This is a genomic window from Zobellella aerophila, from assembly GCF_039539325.1.
In the GTDB taxonomy this organism is placed as follows: Bacteria; Pseudomonadota; Gammaproteobacteria; order Enterobacterales; family Aeromonadaceae; genus Oceanimonas; species Oceanimonas aerophila.
On the sequence record NZ_BAABCX010000002.1, the window covers coordinates 219,293 to 238,596 of the forward strand.

Here is a 19,304-nt window from a genome sequence, read left to right on the forward strand (position 1 = left end):
GAATAAAAATCTGATCATCTTTTTAAACCTGAACTCAGAGGCAACACAGCCGCCTCCCGAGACACGCCAGAAACTCATCACTGAGAGCTCGTGAAATGCCGTCCATGGCATTTCACGGTCATGGTAGTCGATCTCTGTTGTCTCTTCTCGAGCACCGAGTTGTCTGTCGACTACGCCAACAGGCAACTCCGTTGCATCAGGGAGGATAAGGGGAACTGCTCTGCTTAGCGGCACCTGGTCGCTGCCGAGAGTGATCTATTATTCGGAACAGTTCTTTAGTCTCGGCGAACATGGGCGATACCAGATAAAAAATGCGCACCGGGGTGCGCATATAAATCAATGGTTATTTTTAGTATCTCTATTTTATAGTTATATGTGTTTTTATCGCGTATAAGGTATGCGCTACTTACCCATCATGCCGGGCAGCCATAAGGAAATGGATGGGAAGACGGCGATAATCAGCATGCAGATAAACATGGCCAGCAAAAACGGTATCATCGCCTTGAACAGAGAACCCATCGGCAGGTTTGCGGAGGTCATCGCAATATAGAGCCCAGGCCCCACCGGCGGGGTAACCAGACCCACCAGGGTGGCCAGGCTGATGATAACCCCAAAGTGGATGGGGTCTATGCCAAAAGAGAGCGCGGCAGGCAAGATGATGGGCACTATCACTATCATCACGCTGATACTCTCCAGGAACATGCCCAGCAAGATCACCAGCACATAAACCAGCATCAGGAACAGTAACGGGGATGTGGTGATGCCGCTGATCCACTCAACCAGCATATCGGGAACACCTTCAAAAGACAGCGCCCAGCCAAACACGGAGGCGGTGGCGATCAGCCCGGTGATGGTGGCGGTATTGATGCCAACGGCACCGAAGATGCCCGGTAAATCTTTGATACTGATGGTTCTGTAAACGAAAAAGCCCATGATGAACGCCATGATCGACGCAATGGCACCCGCTTCGGTCGGCGTCATCACGCCGGCGATAATACAGATGATCACCACCAGGGGGATGGCACCTGGCAATAAACCGCTGATCAGTTCCTGACGAACATTTCTGTGTTTAAGGTGTTCACCGGAAGGCAAGCCCGACACTATGCCGGTAATGAAAATAACCACAGCAAAACCCACCACTATCAATATTCCCGGCAGTATTCCGGCAATAAACAGGGCAGAGATCGGCTGATAAGCCACCACGCCATAGATAATCATCAGCATGGAGGGAGGAATAATGGGCCCGAGTAAACCACCGGCCATGGTCACGGCGGAAGAGAACTCTTTTTTGTAGCCCTTCTCCACCATGGTCGGTACCATCAAACGACTCATGACCGAGATTTGGGCGGTAGCCGAACCAAGAATAGAGGCCGCCATGGCATTGGTCAGCAGATTCACATAAGCCAGGCCACCTTTAAAACCGCCGACGAACACATCGGCGGCATTCATCAGACGGGAGGTCAATCCGCCTTTATTCATCAGCTCACCGACCAGCATGAACAAAGGAATCGCCAGCAGACCATTCTGGTTAAGCGAACCATAAAGCTGTATTGTCAAGTCACTCATTAATACCGCGAGATCTGCTTGCATTAAAAACACAAGGGTCCCCAGTAGTAATGTAATGAAAATAGGCAGACCTATCAGCAAGGCGACAAAAAAGGAAAGGGTGGTAATCATAATGGCGCCTCGCCTTGAGCAATCTTCGTCGGACATATTACTTTCACAAACTGGTGCCAGGACATGAAATAAAATGAGACAACCAAAACCGCATAATTATACCATCTTGGCAGTTGCGTGGTGGGGGAGACATCCACTTTAATCTCCGGGCGCAGAATCCACTCGGTAGCGTAATAACACAACACGGCCAGCACCACCAGCGCCACAAGTTCCAATATCTTATCCAGCCATACCGCATAAGGTGCCTTCAATACCGTAAGGATGAAATCCACCCGCACCAGCTTGCCGGAATAAAGCAGATAACTGACGCCGATAAAGGTGGCAGAGATCAATATCTGCACGGCGACTTCTTCCGCCCAGAAAATCGGGCTGCTGAAAAATGATCTGAGCACAACCTGAGCCGATAAAATAACAGTTAGGCATGACACCAGCAGGATCAAGAGCCCATACTCTAGCTTTCCAATCAGCCCATCTATTTCATTTATAATCTTTAACATAATAACCTCGATTAGTAGGGCCTGCGGCCCTACCTAACTAAATAACTTAGTTTTGAGTTTGTTGCAGATAAAAATCCTTAGTCAGCTCATTGACGTTCGTGTACTTTTCAATCACAACTGCCGTCGCATCATGCAACTGTTTACGATTAAACTCGCTAACGGTAACGCCTTCCTTCTTGAGCAACGCCAGATTAGCCACCTCTGCCTCGGCCTGCTTCTCGAAACCCCATTGCTCAGCTTCTTTAAATGACTTCAATACCATGTCCTTGTACTCATCGGAAAGGGAGTTCCACCATTTCTCTGAGGCAACCACGACGCCGGGGAATGCCATATGGTTGGTCAATGTCAAGTAAGGTGCTTGCTGGTACATTTTTAAACCAACGACAATATCAAGGTCTACGTCAACCGCGTCCAACAGGTTTGTTGTCAATGCTGAAGAAACATCGCTGATCGCCAAAGCGGTAGGAGCAGCGCCGAGCTGATTCCACCAGTCATTAAACAACTGGTTAGGAAAAGATCTTATTTTTTTATTTTCAAAGTCATCGGTAGTGGTCACCGGTTTGGTCGAAAGAATGTGACGCATACCGGCAAAGGTGTAACCCAGACCGACCAGCTTATGCTCTCTTAAGTCTTCCAGCATCTGTTGGGCTGCCGGGTGGCTGGTCGCATCGGCTGCATCCGTTACATCTTTGAAAATATAAGGAAGAAACCAGGCATTCATGGGTTCAGCCCGGTTGGACAGGCTTCCCGCGGTAAGTACCGCGAGTTGAATACCACCGGATTGGAGCATGTTGATCATTTGGTCATCCCCCCCCAGCTTGGACAAGGGGTAGATCTTAATCGTATGCTTACCTGCAGATTCTTCTTTCAGATTGTCGTTAAAGCGTTCCGCAACCTGGTGCCAGATATGGCTTGGGGGGGTAACATGGCCAAGCCTGAGGGTGTCGGCACTCACTGACAAACTGAAGCCCAAGGCGGCCCCCATCACGCTACCGGTAAATAACTTTTTTACAATCATCATGACGAGTTAAACTCCATTTAATATCGAACTTTTAGTCAAAAAGCATCTTACTAGCACTTATCATGACCATTAGCTCGAGTGAAAAACCATCCACTTGTTCTGCGTTCACGTACACCAGCAACCTATGATAAAAACCGAGGCCGAGCCGTTTCCCTCGGCCTCGGGGTTTATCAGCCAGGGTTAACGTTATTTTTTGATAATGAGTGACACATCACCCACGCCTTCGACGGTACCGGTGATCTGGTCACCGACCACCACGGCGCCGACTCCCTCCGGGGTACCGGTAAAGATCAAGTCACCCGGCTGCAGGTGGTAGAACTTGGAGAGGTGCGCAATGATTTCCGGCACATTCCAGATCAGCTTGGTCAGGTCGGACTTCTGTTTCACCGCACCATTGACCGCCAGTTCGATATTGCCGGCTTCAACGGCACCGGTCACTTCTTTCGGCACAATCGCAGATACCACGGCAGACTCCTCGAAATCTTTACCCAGATCCCAGGGACGGCCGGTTTCACGTGCTGTCAGCTGCAGGTCGCGACGGGTCATATCCAGTCCGCTGGCATAGCCGAAGATAATATCGTTGGCATCGCTTTCACTCACCTCGAAGCCCTCTTTACCGATGGCTACCACCAGCTCCATCTCGTAATGGTAGTTGGCGGTTTGCAGCGGATAAGCAATTTCGCTGCCACTGGGGATCAGGCTGCTCGGGTGCTTGGTAAAATAAAAAGGCTCATTCTTGGACTTATCGACACTCACGCCCATTTCGGCGGCGTGCGCATGATAATTACGGCCGACACAGAAAATACGATGTACCGGAAACAGTGCCTCTGTGCCGGCAACCACGGCCACGGTTTGCTCTTTAGCCGGGAATAACAGTTTATTTGACATAACTTCAGTCTCACTATCCAGTAGTTAAAAAATGCCCAAGTAACGATGCAGGGGTGCTTCGTCGGCGATGATCATAAATACAGGCTTATCGGCCGAGCGGTTTCGCAGGACGATATCGCTATAGCCAGGGGCCGACAGCGTGTCCTTTTCATTCCAGGCCACCACTGAGCTCCCATCGACGGAAAGCTCACCATGGCCTTCCACCACATGGAATACACAGGCAGTGGTGCGCTTGGGCAGGGCAATGGTTTCGCCCGGCCTTAACATCAGTGCACCGAAGCCAATGCTGGGGAACAGGCTGGCGCCGGTTTCCGGGTTGACATAGCTGACTTGCAGCAGACCCTCTTGGTAATGCTCGGCCATCTCGACCAGGCAGGAACGGGTTTTGCCCCAGGGATAACGCAGCATGGGCGAGTCGGTTTCGCCACGCCGGAAGTTGATGCTGGGCACCACGCCGGCCGCGCTGTAATCGGCAAAAGACTTATCCCGCGACAGGATTTTTTCCTGCGGCTTGCCTTCCATCGCCCAGGAACCTTCCAGCTGATAAATCAGGGGTAAATCAAGAACATCCAACCAGACGATGGGCCCCTGGCCCTCGTGCTGGTGCTCGTGCCATTTACCCGACGGGGTCAGGATCAGATCACCGCGTTCCATCTTGCAAGGTTCGCCGTTGACCGTGGTATAGGCCCCCTCGCCTTCGATGATGATGCGAACCGCATTGGGGGTGTGCCTGTGGTTGGGCGCGGTTTCCCCCGGCAAGATCAGCTGCAGCCCCATATAGATGCTGGGGGTGGCCTGCATGTTGTTCAGGCCATGACCCGGATTGGCCAGCACCAGCACCCGGCGCTCGGCTTTTTCCATCGGTGTCAGTTCACCGGCCTGCAGCAGCAGCGGACGCACCCTGCTGTAGTCCCAGCACAGGGTACGGGTTTTTCTGCTGGGCACCTTGGGCGGCAGAACCGCGCGCATGTTGGGCCACAGCGGAACCAGATTCTGTTCGGTCAGCTCATTGCGATAGCTTTCTGGCAGATCTTCAAGTGTTCCGAGTTGTTGCATCTTCATTATCCTCATCTTGACGGCGCTTGCGGCGCCCAGTCCCGCTAGCCGGGTGCGGCCACCGGGCCAACTGTCTCGCTCAGCGGCTTACTTGCTGTCTCACTCTTTCAAACAGTTTTCCACGTTCCAGCCGTACAGCCATTCGATCGCATCGTAGAAGCGTTCTTGGCTGCGGCCTTTCCACAACTCGTTACGGATCAGACGCTCAACCCCCTTGGCGTGGTACAGCCGGCCCATTTCACGGCTGGACAGCACAATGCGGCCGGTACGGGCAATGCGCGACTGTTGGTACAGATCCAGCGCCTTGTCCCAATCGTTGTGGTTCACCCGCAGGGCTTCGCCCAGGGTGACCGCATCCTCCAGCGCCATACAGGCACCTTGTGCCATGTACTGGGTGGTGGGATGCGCCGCATCGCCCAGCAGGGTGACGCGACCAAAGCTCCACTGGGCAACCGGATCGCGATCGGCGGTGGCCCAGCGCTTCCAGCTCTTGGGCAGCTCGATCAGCTGGCGCGCCATAGGACAGATGCCCTGGAAATAGCTTTCGACTTCTTCCTTGCTGCCTTCGGTCACTCCCCATTCTTCCTGTTCGCGGCTGTGGAAGGTCACCACCACGTTGTATTGCTCACCACCGCGCAGCGGATAGTGCACCAGGTGACAATTGGGACCGGCCCACAGGCTGGCAGCGTTCCAGCGCAGCGCTTCGGGGAAGTCTTCTTTCTCAACCACGGCCCGGTAGACCACATGGCCCGTGACCTTGGCCGGGTCCTTGACATAGGTGTCGCGCACCACGGATTTCACACCGTCGGCCCCAATCAGCGCCACGCCCCGATAAAGGTTGCCGTGCTGGTCATACACGCTGACGCCGTTTTCGTCCTGTTCGACACGCTGAATACGGGTATCTGTCTTGAATTCGACCCGGCCGGTTTCCTGTGCGCCTTCGAGCAGCGACAGGTGCACATCCGCCCGGTGGATCACCGCGTAGGGGTTGCCGAAGCGTTTGCGGAAGTTCTCACCGGTGAGGATTTTACCGATCTGGGCGCCGTCAACGGCGTCATGCATCACCATGTAGTCGGTAAATACGGAGCGACTACGGGCCTTGTCGCCTATGCCCAGGGCGTCGAAGGCATGGAAGGCGTTGGGGCCAAGCTGGATGCCGGCACCAATTTCGCCGATCTCCGGCGCCTGTTCGAGCACCAGCACCTGGAACCCCTGGCGTACCAAGGCGAGTGCCGCGGCCAGGCCACCGATACCGCCACCCACCACGATGACTGTCTGTTGCGCGTATTGTTCATCCATAATGGTTCTCCATGAATTAAGGTTATGACTGCGGCATCAAGGCTTAGCCAATAAAGTCAGGCTGCTCGCCGGGCGCGGCCTGCCGGAAGGCCGGCTGCTGCTGGCAGTATCGATACACCGCCATCACCTTCGGATAAGGGCTCAGATCACAGCCCATGCGCTGGGCATTGGCGACCTGAGGCACCAGGCAGCAATCCGCCAGGGTCGGTGCATCGCCGAAGCAATACTGGCCGTGGCCGTGGCGGCTGAGCAAGGCCTCGACCGCGGCAAACCCTTCGGAGATCCAGTGGTTGTACCAGGTCGTTTTTTGTTGTTCGTCTATCCCTAATTCATTTTTCAGATAACCCAGTATCCGCAGGTTGTTCACCGGGTGCATGTCGCAGGCGATGGCATTGGCCAGCTCAAGCACCCTCGTCTTGGCCAACAGCTCTTCAGGGATAAGTTTGGGTCCGGGATAAACATCGTCCAGATAGGCAATAATCGCCAGGGACTGGCTGATGGCAGTGCCATTATCAGCCACCAGCAAGGGGACTCCCTGGGAGGGATTCAACGCCTGGTAATCGGCCGAGCGCTGCTCACCCACCCGGATGTTGATCCCTTGATAAGTGTAATCCAGCCCCTTCAGGGCGAGCGCGATACGCACCCGGTAAGAAGTTGAACTGTTAAAAAAACTGTAAAGCTGCATAGAGTCCACCCTGTAGATGAGATAACGGCGAACCTGTGGCGCGACGACATAACGCTTGATCACCTGCTGACGCTATGAGTCGGCTGTTCACGCCATCCGCCCGGTTATCATGACGCTGCGTCGGTAAGCCCAGTACACAAGTACGGCACCCAAAACCAACTTCTGCGTAACATTATTAACCAGGCAACATATAGCGAATAATGATATTTTAAGATACCGCTATGCAATTTATGGTATATCAAGATGGACTGGACCCGACGCCTGCGCCTTAAACACCTGCATCTGCTTATCAACCTGGCGGAAACCGGCAGCCTGAGCGATACCGCTCGTCTTTCCCATACCACTCAGCCCGGTTTGTCCAAATGGCTGAAAGAACTGGAAGATGACATTGGCTCCCCCTTGTTTGAACGCCATTCCCGGGGCCTGCAACCCACCGTCATGGGCCAAACGCTGATCAGCCATGCCCGGCGCATCATCACCGAAATGTCCCGTGCCCAGCACAACCTGGAAGCCCTGCAGGAAGGCAGCTCAGGCTCCATTGCGGTCGGCACTTCGCCGGCCTCGGCACCGAGCTTCGTACCGGCGGCCATCATGAAGTATCTCGGCAAACATCCCAGGGCCCGGGTGGAAATACAGGAAAGCACCATGAATTACCTGCTGGAAAAACTGGAGTTGGGCAAACTGGATGTGGTGGTCGGCCGGCTCGACAACTACCAGCCGCGGCCGACGCTGCGCAGCGAAATGCTATACAACGAGCCGCTGCGGATCATTGCCCGCCCCGGGCATCCGCTGGCACAGCGCCAAAATCTGAGCTGGGATGATCTTTATGAATACGACTGGATTGTCTGGCCTCATGGCACCCCGATCCGCAGCAAACTGGACATAGCCCTGACCATGGCGGGAAGAAAGCCGCCCTCTTACCGGATAGAGTCCTCCTCCCAGGTAGGCAACCTGTGGTTGTTGCAATACAGCGATATGCTGTCGATTGGCTCGGAGCGGGTCGCCCAGCACTTTACCGGCCGCGGCCTGGTGGTCCCCCTGGACATTCAGATAGACAGTTCAGAAGGCTATGTGGGCATGTGCTGGCGCGATGAGAAAAACCCCGACGGCGCCATACTCGATTTACTCGAGTGTTTGCGCCAATCGACCTCATTTACCTGACCGTCGGCCACCCGGAATTTGACAACGGCAGCCGGGAGCGCGTCGTGGATAGGCTACGGGACACGGCAGATGCCAGTGTCGGCTTAGGGTTTTGTACTGTAATACATGTTTTGCCCGGGGAGTGACATGCCACAGTGCCTGCTGCCCAGCACGTACCGGAGCAGCCATTAGTTAGTCAGCGACTGTACCAGATGATCGAATTCCTCTCTCAGGGCAAGCTGAAAATGCTGGCAAAGCCGGGAGACCAGATGGAATTTAGGCAGGATGATGGCGACCTCAAATTCGACCAGGGGCAGGAAAGGCCGCAAAATCACCTGGCTATCACTCCGCTTGCCGTATTCCATGGCGGTCACGGGATCGATCAGCGCATAGCCTACCCCTTCGTTGACCAGGGCCATCGCCGAAGGGAAAAGCTGGGTTTCGGCAACCACATTAAGTTGGCAATCGTGCCGGCTTGCCAGGCTGCGCAGCTGCATGGTGGTTTGATGCGCATCACCCAGGGTGATCATCGGCTTGCCGTCCAGATCCTCGATGGTAATTTCTTCCTTGTCTGCCAGCCTCGAGTCTTCGGGCAACGCGCAGAGCATCTCGAACTTATAGGGAAAGATCTCCAGTTCGTTTTTAGACTGTGGCTTTTCCACGATACCGAGATCGAAGTGGCCGGCCGCAACCCACTCCTCCACCTTCTTGGAAGGAAAGGTCTGCAGGGAAAGCTTCACTTCCGGGTTGTTGCGCATAAAACGGGCGGCGATCTTGGGCGTGATGGTTGACAGCCCCGGCATGCACCCGATCTGCAGCTTGCCGACCCGGCCATGCTTCAGATCCTCGGCCAGCTCCTCGAGGTTATTCAGCGCCTTGATCACCCGCTCCACCCCTTCGGAGAAGGACTTGGCCTCTATGGTCATCTCGGTGCCGTAGTGGTTCCGCTTGAACAACAAGAAGCCCATGTCGCTTTCGAGGTTGGCGATGGCGGTGCTGACCGCCGGTTGTGTCAACCCCAGCCGCCGGGCCGCCTTGCTGATGCTGCCGCTATGGATAACCTCCTGAAATATATATAGTTGCTTCGCATTCATTTTCGGGATCATGCACTACCTCAGACAGCTTTGCGGTTAACCAAAATAGGTAAAAATATTATTTATACATTCATCAAAAAGTATTATTTGTTCTTATACCTTCATAGTTAACATAATCAACACATACTCACAACACACAAGGGATGTAGGAGAGAGTGATGCACTACTTAGATGCGATGGGCCTGCTGGCCTACTTTATATTGCTGGGATACATAGGTTACCGAAGTGCCAAAAAGGTGACCTCCAGCGCCGATTTCGCCGTCGCCGGCAACAAGATAACCTGGCCCATCCTGTTTGCCACCTTGGCGGCGTCCTTCCTCGGCGGCGGCGCCTCCATGGGCCGGGCCGGCCAGGCCTTCGATCACGGCTATGCCTTTATGTTTGCGGCCAGCGCATTCCCGATTGCCACCGTATTAACGGGTATCTTCATTGCCCCCAGGTTGAAGCGGTATATCGGTGCCCATACGGTGGGCGACATCATGGAACAACAGTTTGGCCGCTACGCCCGGCTGATCACCGGTATCTTTTCACTGATATTCTGCATCGGGATCCTGGGCGCCCAGGCCCTGGCGGTCGGGACAGTATTCAATGCCATCATCGGTATCGACATTACCACCGGCATCCTGATCGGCATGGGGGTGGTATTGCTTTACTCCACCATTGGCGGCATGTGGGCGGTGATCCAGACCGATGTGGTGCAGTTTCTGATGCTGGCCATCTTCATGCCAATCACCTTGCTGATCGGCATTAATGAAGTGGGTGGTGTAGAACACCTGATCGCCAGGTTGCCCGACAGCCACTTCAGCATCATGGGCGACTACGGCCCCGGCATGTTCCTCAGCCTGTTCATCGCCTTCCTGCTGGGTGAAACCCTGGTGCCACCCTATACCCAGCGCGCGCTCGCGGCACCGGACCCGCGCAATGCCAAAATCGGCTATACCATCTCCGGCCTGTTCGGTTTCCTGTTCTATTTCGTCAGCTCGACCATTGGCTTGGTTGCCCTGATCCTCTACCCGAATATCAGCCCGGATCTGGCCATGCCCGAGCTGATCCGGACCGCACTGCCCCTGGGGATCACCGGCCTGGTACTCGCCTCTTTGCTGGCGGTGGTGATGTCGACCGCCGATTCCTATCTCAACTCGGCTTCCGTTATCTTCGTCAAGGATATCTATCAAAGCTTTATCAACCCCGATGTCGGCGAGAAAAAGAAACTGTGGATCGAACGCCTGGTAAACCTGTTGATCGGCATCGGCGCCGTGATCTTCGCCCTGTACGCGACCTCTATCATAGACGCCCTGCTGATCAGTTACTCACTCTGGGCACCGACCATCCTCATTCCCTTTGTACTGGGTGTGCTCTTCGATCTTAAATGCAGCAAGTCGGCCATCGGTGCCATCATCGCCGGCGCCCTGGTCACAGTGGTATGGAAATGGGGCCCCTGGGATCTGAGCGGCATGACGGGATTATCGGCACTGGTCGCCGGCGTTTCCGCCAACCTGCTGGCCTTTACCATCATTTATCACATCTTTAAAAACAGCCGGGCGGCCACGCTCGTTACTAAAAACAGTTAATGAGGAGTTCAGATATGCATTGGTTTGAATTGGTCGTTTATGCCGTATCCGCCACTTGTATATTGACTGCATTGGTCGTCGGCGCCCTGTCTTATAAATTCTATAAAGAAAATTAATCGTCAGGGGGCTCTGCCCCCTCTCAACCCTTACATGGTTCTGTTAAGTAAACGGTTTTAATGCGGCTCCAGTTAACCAGAGATCAGGTTCCCTCGGTCGCCATCGACACCATGGCGTTATTGATGCCATGCCTGCGGTTCCGATTTATTCGGCACGATCAAGAGCAGTTATTTAACAGCGCATATCGTCACTGCCATTTCGTCACTGCCATTCAAGCTAATCAGGTGGTTTTATTAAAATGAAACATATCATCGTGGCCGGTGCTGGCATTGTCGGCCTGTCCGTTTCTAAAACACTGCTGGACAGGGGCTATCGGGTGACCTTGCTGGATGCCAATCAGCCCGGCTCGGGTACTTCCTCTGGCAATGCCGGCCTTATCGCCAATTATGCCACCACCCCGCTGGCCAACCCCGACAGCCTGCGCTCTATGCTTATGGAAATCATCCGCAGCAAACGCGCGCTGTCGGTCGATCCCCGTTACCTGCCTGAACTGACCGGCTTTGGCCGCGCTTTCCTGCAAGCCATCGGCAACGGGCCCTTTACCGAAAACAAGCGAACCCTGGTCGAGCTGGTCACCAGGGGGACCCAGTTGCAGCATCGGCTGCTGGAGAACCTGGGCTCGAATGAACTCTACCAAACCAAGGGCTGCCTGCAGATCTATCGCCAGGATCCTAACATAGCTCCACGGCTGGCCGAACTGGCCGCCGCCAAGCAACGGGACGGGGTGCGGTGTGAAGCCCTGAGCCGGGAGGCGTTACTGGAACTGGAGCCGGGCCTGAATCCGCAAGGCCTAGAGGGCGGGCTCTGGTATCCCGACACCTGGTCGCTGCGCCATCCCCGGCAGCTCTGCACGCAACTCCATGAGCAACTGCTGGGACAAGGACTGGATTATCAGCCATTATCGGCCGATACCGTCAAACAAGTGGATGACCGCATCCTGGTGCGGGCCGGCGCTCGGGAGCTGGTGGCCGATACCGTGGTGCTCTGTGCGGGTATGGGCAACCAGCAGCTGTTGGCGCCTTTGGGTGTCAGGCTGCCGGTGGTGAGCGAGCGCGGCTACCACCTGATGCTGGACGATAAGGATCTGGTGCTGAACAGGCCCGTCGGCTGGCTCGCCCATTATTTTTATGCCACCCCGATGGACAACGGCATCCGCATCGCCGGTACCACGCAATTTGCCCGGCCGGCGGCACCCGCGGCACAAGACAGGTACCGCCATATGCAGGGCTGGGCCGAACGCCTGTTTGGCCGCCCGGTTGCGGTGACCTCACGATGGATGGGGGTACGCCACAGCACCCCCGACTCCCTGCCGGTTATCGGATCCCTGCCGGGCAATGAGCGTGTGCTCCTGGCCTTTGGCCATGGCCACCTGGGCATGACCCTGGCCGCGATCACCGGCCGGCTGGTGGCCGACTGTCTGGCAGGCCATCGACCCGATGCTCTGGCCATGGCGCTATCGCCAAAACGCTTCCTCTGAATCACCGTTCCTCATTGGTGCCACAGGGGTCGGTCTCCATTCGGGGTCGTGACTACCCCTGGGGCACCGTCTGCGCCATGGACGGCCGGGCGCTGAAAGTCTGATACCAGTCGGCCAGCCGCGGGTGGCCTTCGCGCCAGGCAAACTCGGAGAAGCGGAAGTCCAGGTAACCGAGGGCACAGGCCAGGCTGATGGTGCCGATGTGCAGCTGCACGGCAAACGCCGGAACCTGTAGCTCCAATTGCGCCAGTGCACGGCTGATCTTGCCCATCTGTCCCTCCAGCCAGGGCTCCCAGCGCAGCGTTTCCGGTCGGGTGACCTGCTCATAGCGGGCCAGCAGGGCCGCATCCAGTATGCCGTCGGCCAGGGACTGCAGGGTCAACGCCGGCCAGCGCCCGGCACCCGCCGGAAACAGGCCGGTGCCCTGCTGCGCATCCAGGTATTCGCAGATCACCCGGCTGTCGAACAGCGCCTGGCCGTCATCGACGATGGCGGTCGGCACCTGCCCCAGAGGATTGGTGGCGACGATGGCCATATCCGCCTGTATCGGGCTGGCCTTCCCGGCCAACGGCTCGATGGCATCCAGGCAGCCTGCCTCGTGGGCGACCACCAGCACTTTGCGCACAAAGGGAGAGGTAGTGGAAGAATAAAGCTTCATCATGATGTCCTTATAGGTTGCTGGTACTGATTGGAGCCTTAGTTAATGGTTACCGGGATGAAAGGCAAACTCCTTTCATCCCGGTAACCAAGGCCTGCGGCGTGCTTGTCGCAGGCTTTCCATTTGCTTTGCGAACCGATATCTCGCTTACTCGATGTTGCCGTAGTGGGGAGAACGCGGACCGTAGAGGATACCGTTGGGGCGGGCCGCGGAGAGCAACCGTGCGCTGGTGATGCCTGCAACCTGGTGTCCCTTGTCGGTCAGGGTATTGGCTATCTGGGTCACCGCCGCCTGTACCAGCATACCGACCAGGCCCCCGCCGGAGCTGGACTCCTGCTCGCTGCTGGACGCGGTGGCGGTGCCGGCCCACAGCAGCTGGCCGGTTCTTAAATCGACCAGCCTCGCCTCGGCGGTCACCCGGGTATCGCTGCTGATCACCATATAGGTGGTGCCGTATTCGGTCACGTCGAGATAGAGAACCGCATCGGCGCCAAAGATTTCATGCAGCTTGGCGACCGACACCCCCTGGATTTCTTCCGGGTTGACCAGGCCATTCTGGCGGAAGGTTTCATCCACCACCGCCACCGGCAACACATAATAGCCCGACTCCGCCAGCGGATAGGTGACCTGCGACAACAGGCTGTAACTGGCCTTGATATCGGGCGACTGATTGGCCGGCGGCAATACCAGTATCGATCTGGGCCGGCTCTGTTCAAAGGCGCTGTAATCGTAGGGCTCGGGGGTCACGCAGCCGCCAAGCGATGCCGCCAGCACGATGCCGGCCAGTGTTGAAATAGGTTTCATTGTGCCCTCTCCTTACCCTGTTTCAGCAGAAAATCCATAAAGGGGGCCGACTCGGGGAACAGCGCTTTTTCGGTGGCGAACTGGTTAAGGGCCTCCTCCTCTCGGCCGGTATTGGCATAGAGCAGGCCGAGGTGGGCATGAAGGCCGGGAGGCACGCTGGTCCCCCTGGCCCTGGCCTGTTCGATATTCTCTTCCAGCGCCGCCACCTGCTCCTCCGGACCGGTTTCGTCCTCTTGGTAATACTGATACAGGGCGGGTTGATAGTTATCCCATTGATAGAGGGTGGTGGGAGCGCTGCAGCCCGCCAGGAGGCCCGCCGCCAGCAGCAGGCCGCTTGTTTTGTTGAAAAAGGTCATGGCCGACTCCATCGCTTACTGAACGGGTTGCCAGGCGCCGCTGTCGATACCGGCCACCAGGTTGTTGACCGCCTCGCGCATGGCCAGATCCAGCACCTTGCCGTTCAGGGTGGAGTCATAGCTGGCGGTACCGCCAAAGCCAATGATTTCCCGGTTGGACAGCTGGTATTCCCCCGCCCCCTGGGATGAAAATACCACTTCGGAGGTTTGCACATTCACCACATTCAGGTGGACCTTGGCATAGGCGACTTGCGACTTGCCACGGCCCAGTATGCCGAACAGCTGATGATCGCCGACCGTCTTGCGGCCAAACTCGGTGATGTCACCCGTGACCACGTAATTCGCCCCCTTCAGGGTTTGCCGCTGACCCTTGATGCCGGCCTCGGCCTGGATTTCCGCCATATTGGTGCGATCCAGCACATTGAAGCGATTGCTCTGCTGCAGGTGGGTCACCAGCGTGGTTTTGGCCTGGTTGCCCAGACGATCGACCCCATCGGAGAAAATTCCGCGCTGGTAGCTGGAGCGATTATCGAATTTCCCCACCGAAATGGGGCTGCGCGGGCCCTGGTACTGGCTGCCGTAGCTGGCGACCTTTTCGACGCCCAGTGAGCGGGAGGTTTCGGTGGCGCAACCGCCGAGCAGGGCCACGGACACCAGGGCCGAACAAAATACCGTTGTTTTTTTCATTATGGGTAACTTTCTCCAGTCGTTAGATATTCGAATCGGTTGTGTTTTGATAACAGCAGATCTGGGATAAATCAAAGGTCCAGTGCCAACGCCATGCAGTGCAATTAAGCAGAAACGGGGAAGTCCTTCCCCATACGCCGACTCACCGAAATTTAAGGTCACCTGCACTGGATAACGGCTGCGAACATTCACTGGATGTTCGGCCCATCATTCAACTCAGTGCAGGCAACAAGCTGCTCCTCGGGGCTCGGCGGCGTCATTCAGAACACCGGACGGTAGCATATCAACTTAGTCGGGAATGTGGGCATCATTATTACCCCAGAGCACAGGCTGCAGATGGCTCATCCCCTGCCCACGGATAATTATCCCGCCGCCATGGCGGCCGGCAACCCACCGCTTCCAGACCTTGGTCACTCACGACCCGCTCCCCGCCGCAACCGAACATAGTAAACAAGGCCTACTCGATGAGTGGATATATAGAAATATCCGCAGAGTAAACCAGCCTGCTAAAGGGAAGGCATAGACGATGCCAGCAGGGTATCGAAGAGCGCCTGGGCGGCCACGGATAATTCGTGTTCCGCCCTGGTCAGTATCCCCACGGGCCGCTCGATCACCGGGTCGAGTAACGGGAGACAACGCGCGCCCAGCTCGTGCATCTGTCCGATGCACAAGGACGGCACCGCACTGACCCCCAGGCCGCAGCCGACCATCCGGCCGACCGTCGCCAGTTGGTGACTTTCAAATGCCACCGGTAATGTCAGCTTCCAGTCGTGGAGATGTTGTTCCAGCATAAGGCGCACCGCCGACGGCCGCTGCAGGGTAATAAAGGGCTGCTCAAGCAGGTGACGCCAGCACAACTCCTTCCGTCCGGCCAAAGCCGAATCCGCCGGCACCACGGCGACGAAGCGATCCAGGTACAGCGGCCTGAACGCCAGGGTGGTGCCCACCGGTGGTTCGAAGGCGATACCCAGCTCCACATGACCATCCTGGACCATTTCGATCACCTGTTCGTTGAGCACATCGTTGATGGTCACATTGACTTTCGGATAGCGGCGGCGGAAGTCACGCAGCAGCGGCGGCAACAGGTTGCCGGCAAATGACGGCATGGCCGCCAGGGTGACGCGTCCCTGCTGCAGTGCGAAGCGCTGGCGCAGTTCGTCCTCGGCATTATCCCAGTCGGCGATCAGGCGCAGCGCCCGCGGCAGCAACACCTCGCCTTCCGGGGTCAGGCGGACATGGCGGGTGGTGCGGCTGAACAACCGGCCTCCCAGGCCGTCCTCCAGTGCCTTGATGGTCAGGCTGAGTGCCGACTGGGACAGATGCAGCCGTTCGCAGGCCTGGGCAAAACTCAGGGTTTGCGCCACGGCGATGAAGGCACGGAGTTGCTTTACCGTCATTGAATCTATTCTCCCCAGATCGTCGGCAGCTCACCGACACATTATTTTAATAAGCCAATCAATCGATGATAAAAACAAACTTAACAAATAAGTAACCCGCACGGATACTCTTTTACAACAACCCGGTGTCCGGTAGTACCCAAAAAGAGGAAATGGTATGGCAGGTTTCGATAAGCGAGTGAGTTCCTACGCGGAAGCCCTTGAAGGCCTCGAGGATGGTATGACCCTCCTGGCCGGCGGTTTCGGCTTGTGCGGTATCCCCGAAAATCTGATCGCCGAGATCAAACGCAAGGGCACCCGGGAGCTGACCGTGGTCTCCAACAACTGTGGCATTGATGGCTTTGGCCTCGGGATACTGCTGGAAGACAGGCAAATCCGCAAGATGGTCGCCTCCTACGTCGGCGAAAATGCCCTGTTCGAACAGCTGCTGCTCAATGGTGAGCTGGAGGTAGAACTGACACCGCAAGGTACCCTGGCCGAAAAGATGCGCGCCGGCGGCGCCGGTATCCCCGCCTTCTATACCGCAACCGGTTACGGCACCACCATTGCCGAGGGCAAGGAAGTGCGCGAGTTCAATGGCCGCTCCCATATACTCGAACAGGCCATCACCGGTGACTTTGCCATCGTCAAAGGCTGGAAGGCCGATCATTTCGGCAACGTGGTCTACCGTCATACCGCCCAGAACTTCAATCCGCTGGCCGCCACCGCCGGCAAGATAACGGTGGTCGAGGTCGAGGAAATCGTCGAACCCGGAACGCTGGAGCCGAGCCAGATCCATACCCCCGGCATCTATGTGGACCGCCTCATTTGCGGCCAGTTCGAGAAGCGTATCGAAAAGCGCACGCTGCGCGGCTGAGGCTGCAGGCCACCGGCACCCCATTCGACTCATTGAATCCGTACAAGAGGCAATATCATGGCACTTTCCCGCGAACAAATGGCCCAACGCGTCGCCCGCGAACTGCAGGACGGCTTCTACGTCAACCTGGGGATAGGCATTCCCACCATGGTTGCCAACTATGTCCCGGACGGCATGGAAGTCATGCTCCAGTCCGAAAACGGCCTGCTCGGCATGGGCGCCTTTCCTACCGAGGAAGAGCTGGACGCCGACATGATCAACGCCGGCAAACAGACGGTCACCACCCGTGTCGGCGCCTCCATCTTCAGCTCGGCGGAGTCCTTCGCCATGATCCGCGGCGGCCATGTCGACCTGACCGTACTCGGTGCCTTCGAGGTGGACGTCAACGGCAATATCGCCTCCTGGATGATCCCGGGCAAGCTGGTCAAAGGCATGGGCGGCGCCATGGATCTGGTAGCCGGTGCCGACAACATCATCGTCACCATGACACACGCCTCGAAGCATGGCGAATCCAAGCTGCTGCCGCACTGTTCATTGCCGCTGACCGGCGCCGGCTGCATCAAACGCGTGCTCACCGATCTGGCCTATCTGGAGATAGAAAACGGCGCCTTTATCCTCAAGGAGCGGGCTCCCGGGGTCAGCGTGGAAGAGATCAAAGCCAAGACCGCCGGCAAGCTGATCGTGCCCAACCAGGTGCCAGAAATGACCTTCGTCGACTGAACTCATCGAGGAGAACACCATGCAAGATGTCGTTATCGTTGCCGCCACCCGTACTCCTATCGGCAGCTTTCAGGGTGCACTGGCCGGGATCCCGGCCCATCAGCTGGGGGCGACCGTTATTCGCCGACTGATCGCGCAAACCGGACTGGACCCGGCCGAGGTGGATGAAGTCATCCTCGGTCAGGTGCTGAGCGCCGGCGCCGGACAGAATCCCGCCCGGCAGGCAGCCATCGCCGCCGGCCTGCCGGTGACAGTGCCGGCCATGACCCTGAACAAGGTATGCGGCTCCGGTCTCAAGGCGCTGCAACTGGCCACCCAGGCTATCCACTGTGGCGACGCCGAGGTGATCATCGCCGGCGGTCAGGAAAACATGAGCCTGGCCCCCTACGTACTGCCCAAGGCCAGGACCGGCCTGCGCATGGGCCATGCAGAGCTGGTCGACAGCATGATCCGGGACGGCCTGTGGGATGCCTTTAATGATATCCACATGGGTATCACCGCCGAGAATCTGGTGGAAAAATACCGGATCAGCCGTGAGCAGCAGGATGCCTTTGCCGCCGCCTCGCAGCAAAAAGCCATGACCGCCATCGAAAGCGGCCGTTTCCGCCAGGAGATCTGTCCGGTTTCTATTCCCCAGCGCAAAGGTGAGCCGCTGTACTTCGATACCGACGAGCAGCCTCGTCCCGGCATCACGCCGGAGTCGCTGGCCATGCTGAAGCCGGCCTTTCGTAAAGACGGCAGCGTCACTGCCGGCAATGCCTCCAGCCTGAATGACGGTGCCGCCGCCATGCTGCTGATGAGTGCCACCCGTGCCCGGACGCTGGGCCTGCCGGTACTGGCACGCGTCAGTGCCTGCGCCAGCGCCGGCGTGGACCCCGCCATCATGGGCATAGGGCCGGTGTCTGCCACCCGCCGTTGCCTGGACAAAGCGGGCTGGACCCTGGAACAGGTAGATTTGATTGAAGCCAATGAAGCCTTCGCCGCCCAGGCCCTGGCCGTCGGCCATGAGCTGGGCTGGGATCCGGAGCGGGTCAACGTCAATGGCGGCGCCATCGCCCTCGGCCACCCCATCGGCGCCTCCGGCTGCCGGGTGCTGGTGAGCCTGGTGCACGAGATGGTACGCCGTGATGCCGGGAAAGGCCTGGCCACCCTCTGCATCGGCGGCGGCCAGGGCGTGGCCATGGCCATAGAGCGGCCCTGATACCGTACCCGGGCAATTACAGGGGCGTGGCCAAAGCAGGTACGCGCCCCGCTCGTACTGTCCCGGTCACGCCCGTGGTATGGCCGAATAAATGCTCATCATA

The 19,304-nt window shown here is 57.2% G+C and carries 19 protein-coding genes; 6 read left to right on the plus strand and 13 right to left on the minus strand.

Annotation, left to right across the window (positions count from 1 at the left end; genetic code table 11):
* Positions 1 to 402 precede the first annotated feature (402 nt).
* The 7 genes from ABD806_RS08625 to maiA form a co-directional block, all read right to left on the minus strand.
* Positions 403 to 1,713, minus strand: a complete 1,311-nt coding sequence (locus ABD806_RS08625) for a TRAP transporter large permease (protein WP_344956924.1) — start codon at positions 1,711 to 1,713, stop codon at positions 403 to 405.
* Positions 1,674 to 2,174, minus strand: coding sequence for a TRAP transporter small permease (locus ABD806_RS08630; protein WP_344956926.1), 501 nt, complete (start codon positions 2,172 to 2,174; stop codon positions 1,674 to 1,676). Before ABD806_RS08630 ends, ABD806_RS08625 begins: the two co-directional genes overlap by 40 nt.
* 46 nt (positions 2,175 to 2,220) lie before the next feature.
* Positions 2,221 to 3,195, minus strand: coding sequence for a TRAP transporter substrate-binding protein (locus tag ABD806_RS08635; protein WP_344956928.1), 975 nt, complete (start codon positions 3,193 to 3,195; stop codon positions 2,221 to 2,223).
* A gap of 186 nt (positions 3,196 to 3,381) precedes the next feature.
* Positions 3,382 to 4,083, minus strand: a complete 702-nt coding sequence (locus tag ABD806_RS08640; RefSeq protein WP_344956930.1) for a fumarylacetoacetate hydrolase family protein — start codon at positions 4,081 to 4,083, stop codon at positions 3,382 to 3,384.
* Positions 4,084 to 4,107: 24 nt separating this feature from the next.
* Entirely contained in the window at positions 4,108 to 5,139 is a 1,032-nt protein-coding gene (locus ABD806_RS08645; protein WP_344956932.1) for a cupin domain-containing protein, read from the minus strand.
* A 99-nt stretch (positions 5,140 to 5,238) separates the two neighbouring features.
* Positions 5,239 to 6,438, minus strand: a complete 1,200-nt coding sequence (locus ABD806_RS08650; protein WP_344956934.1) for a 3-hydroxybenzoate 6-monooxygenase — start codon at positions 6,436 to 6,438, stop codon at positions 5,239 to 5,241.
* Between the two features lie 43 nt (positions 6,439 to 6,481).
* Complete coding sequence (gene maiA, locus ABD806_RS08655) at positions 6,482 to 7,123, minus strand: maleylacetoacetate isomerase (RefSeq protein WP_344956936.1); 642 nt, start codon at positions 7,121 to 7,123, stop codon at positions 6,482 to 6,484.
* 243 nt (positions 7,124 to 7,366) lie between these two features.
* Between maiA and ABD806_RS08660 the strand changes: the two genes are divergently transcribed.
* The gene (locus ABD806_RS08660; RefSeq protein ID WP_344956938.1) at positions 7,367 to 8,284 is read left to right on the plus strand and encodes a LysR family transcriptional regulator; all 918 of its coding nucleotides are present in this window, start codon (positions 7,367 to 7,369) and stop codon (positions 8,282 to 8,284) included.
* A 167-nt stretch (positions 8,285 to 8,451) separates the two neighbouring features.
* On the opposite strand, the gene ABD806_RS08665 is transcribed toward ABD806_RS08660, so the two are convergent.
* Positions 8,452 to 9,357, minus strand: a complete 906-nt coding sequence (locus tag ABD806_RS08665) for a LysR substrate-binding domain-containing protein (RefSeq protein ID WP_344956940.1) — start codon at positions 9,355 to 9,357, stop codon at positions 8,452 to 8,454.
* 158 nt (positions 9,358 to 9,515) lie between these two features.
* Between ABD806_RS08665 and ABD806_RS08670 the strand changes: the two genes are divergently transcribed.
* Entirely contained in the window at positions 9,516 to 10,928 is a 1,413-nt protein-coding gene (locus tag ABD806_RS08670) for a sodium:solute symporter family protein (RefSeq protein ID WP_344956942.1), read from the plus strand.
* A 355-nt stretch (positions 10,929 to 11,283) separates the two neighbouring features.
* On the plus strand, positions 11,284 to 12,522 hold the full coding sequence (locus tag ABD806_RS08675) for an NAD(P)/FAD-dependent oxidoreductase (protein WP_344956944.1): 1,239 nt from the start codon (positions 11,284 to 11,286) through the stop codon (positions 12,520 to 12,522).
* A gap of 52 nt (positions 12,523 to 12,574) precedes the next feature.
* Here ABD806_RS08675 and ABD806_RS08680 read toward each other — a convergent pair whose 3' ends face one another.
* The 5 genes from ABD806_RS08680 to ABD806_RS08700 all read right to left on the minus strand — a co-directional run bounded on the left by ABD806_RS08680 (position 12,575) and on the right by ABD806_RS08700 (position 16,424).
* Positions 12,575 to 13,183: a glutathione S-transferase gene (locus tag ABD806_RS08680; RefSeq protein WP_344956946.1), complete on the minus strand. Its 609-nt coding sequence runs from the start codon at positions 13,181 to 13,183 to the stop codon at positions 12,575 to 12,577.
* 144 nt (positions 13,184 to 13,327) lie between these two features.
* Complete coding sequence (locus ABD806_RS08685) at positions 13,328 to 13,984, minus strand: DUF799 domain-containing protein (RefSeq protein ID WP_344956948.1); 657 nt, start codon at positions 13,982 to 13,984, stop codon at positions 13,328 to 13,330.
* Positions 13,981 to 14,340 carry a DUF4810 domain-containing protein gene (locus tag ABD806_RS08690; RefSeq protein WP_344956950.1) on the minus strand — a complete coding sequence of 120 codons (360 nt, stop codon included), beginning with the start codon at positions 14,338 to 14,340 and terminating at the stop codon, positions 13,981 to 13,983. The genes ABD806_RS08685 and ABD806_RS08690 overlap by 4 nt, the downstream gene beginning before the upstream one ends.
* 15 nt (positions 14,341 to 14,355) lie before the next feature.
* Positions 14,356 to 15,027, minus strand: a complete 672-nt coding sequence (locus tag ABD806_RS08695) for a CsgG/HfaB family protein (RefSeq protein WP_344956952.1) — start codon at positions 15,025 to 15,027, stop codon at positions 14,356 to 14,358.
* Positions 15,028 to 15,533: 506 nt separating this feature from the next.
* On the minus strand, positions 15,534 to 16,424 hold the full coding sequence (locus ABD806_RS08700; RefSeq protein WP_344956954.1) for a LysR family transcriptional regulator: 891 nt from the start codon (positions 16,422 to 16,424) through the stop codon (positions 15,534 to 15,536).
* Positions 16,425 to 16,581: 157 nt separating this feature from the next.
* Between ABD806_RS08700 and ABD806_RS08705 the strand changes: the two genes are divergently transcribed.
* The 3 genes from ABD806_RS08705 to ABD806_RS08715 are packed head-to-tail and all read left to right on the plus strand — an operon-like array spanning position 16,582 to position 19,201.
* The gene (locus tag ABD806_RS08705; protein ID WP_344956956.1) at positions 16,582 to 17,280 is read left to right on the plus strand and encodes a CoA transferase subunit A; all 699 of its coding nucleotides are present in this window, start codon (positions 16,582 to 16,584) and stop codon (positions 17,278 to 17,280) included.
* 57 nt (positions 17,281 to 17,337) lie between these two features.
* Positions 17,338 to 18,000, plus strand: coding sequence for a CoA transferase subunit B (locus ABD806_RS08710; RefSeq protein WP_344956958.1), 663 nt, complete (start codon positions 17,338 to 17,340; stop codon positions 17,998 to 18,000).
* 19 nt (positions 18,001 to 18,019) lie between these two features.
* Positions 18,020 to 19,201 (plus strand): acetyl-CoA C-acetyltransferase, encoded by a 1,182-nt coding sequence (locus tag ABD806_RS08715; protein ID WP_344956960.1) that lies wholly within the window; start codon positions 18,020 to 18,022, stop codon positions 19,199 to 19,201.
* The last annotated feature ends 103 nt before the right edge of the window (positions 19,202 to 19,304 follow it).

Bases quoted from the DNA above. Each gene is read 5' to 3' on its own strand.
- ABD806_RS08625 (WP_344956924.1), bottom strand. From the start codon at position 1,713: ATGTCCGACGAAGATTGCTCAAGGCGAGGCGCCATTATGATTACCACC.
- ABD806_RS08630 (WP_344956926.1), bottom strand. From the start codon at position 2,174: ATGTTAAAGATTATAAATGAAATAGATGGGCTGATTGGAAAGCTAGAG.
- ABD806_RS08635 (WP_344956928.1), bottom strand. From the start codon at position 3,195: ATGATGATTGTAAAAAAGTTATTTACCGGTAGCGTGATGGGGGCCGCC.
- ABD806_RS08640 (WP_344956930.1), bottom strand. From the start codon at position 4,083: ATGTCAAATAAACTGTTATTCCCGGCTAAAGAGCAAACCGTGGCCGTG.
- ABD806_RS08645 (WP_344956932.1), bottom strand. From the start codon at position 5,139: ATGCAACAACTCGGAACACTTGAAGATCTGCCAGAAAGCTATCGCAAT.
- ABD806_RS08650 (WP_344956934.1), bottom strand. From the start codon at position 6,438: ATGGATGAACAATACGCGCAACAGACAGTCATCGTGGTGGGTGGCGGT.
- maiA (WP_344956936.1), bottom strand. From the start codon at position 7,123: ATGCAGCTTTACAGTTTTTTTAACAGTTCAACTTCTTACCGGGTGCGT.
- ABD806_RS08660 (WP_344956938.1), top strand. From the start codon at position 7,367: ATGGACTGGACCCGACGCCTGCGCCTTAAACACCTGCATCTGCTTATC.
- ABD806_RS08665 (WP_344956940.1), bottom strand. From the start codon at position 9,357: ATGAATGCGAAGCAACTATATATATTTCAGGAGGTTATCCATAGCGGC.
- ABD806_RS08670 (WP_344956942.1), top strand. From the start codon at position 9,516: ATGCACTACTTAGATGCGATGGGCCTGCTGGCCTACTTTATATTGCTG.
- ABD806_RS08675 (WP_344956944.1), top strand. From the start codon at position 11,284: ATGAAACATATCATCGTGGCCGGTGCTGGCATTGTCGGCCTGTCCGTT.
- ABD806_RS08680 (WP_344956946.1), bottom strand. From the start codon at position 13,183: ATGATGAAGCTTTATTCTTCCACTACCTCTCCCTTTGTGCGCAAAGTG.
- ABD806_RS08685 (WP_344956948.1), bottom strand. From the start codon at position 13,984: ATGAAACCTATTTCAACACTGGCCGGCATCGTGCTGGCGGCATCGCTT.
- ABD806_RS08690 (WP_344956950.1), bottom strand. From the start codon at position 14,340: ATGACCTTTTTCAACAAAACAAGCGGCCTGCTGCTGGCGGCGGGCCTC.
- ABD806_RS08695 (WP_344956952.1), bottom strand. From the start codon at position 15,027: ATGAAAAAAACAACGGTATTTTGTTCGGCCCTGGTGTCCGTGGCCCTG.
- ABD806_RS08700 (WP_344956954.1), bottom strand. From the start codon at position 16,424: ATGACGGTAAAGCAACTCCGTGCCTTCATCGCCGTGGCGCAAACCCTG.
- ABD806_RS08705 (WP_344956956.1), top strand. From the start codon at position 16,582: ATGGCAGGTTTCGATAAGCGAGTGAGTTCCTACGCGGAAGCCCTTGAA.
- ABD806_RS08710 (WP_344956958.1), top strand. From the start codon at position 17,338: ATGGCACTTTCCCGCGAACAAATGGCCCAACGCGTCGCCCGCGAACTG.
- ABD806_RS08715 (WP_344956960.1), top strand. From the start codon at position 18,020: ATGCAAGATGTCGTTATCGTTGCCGCCACCCGTACTCCTATCGGCAGC.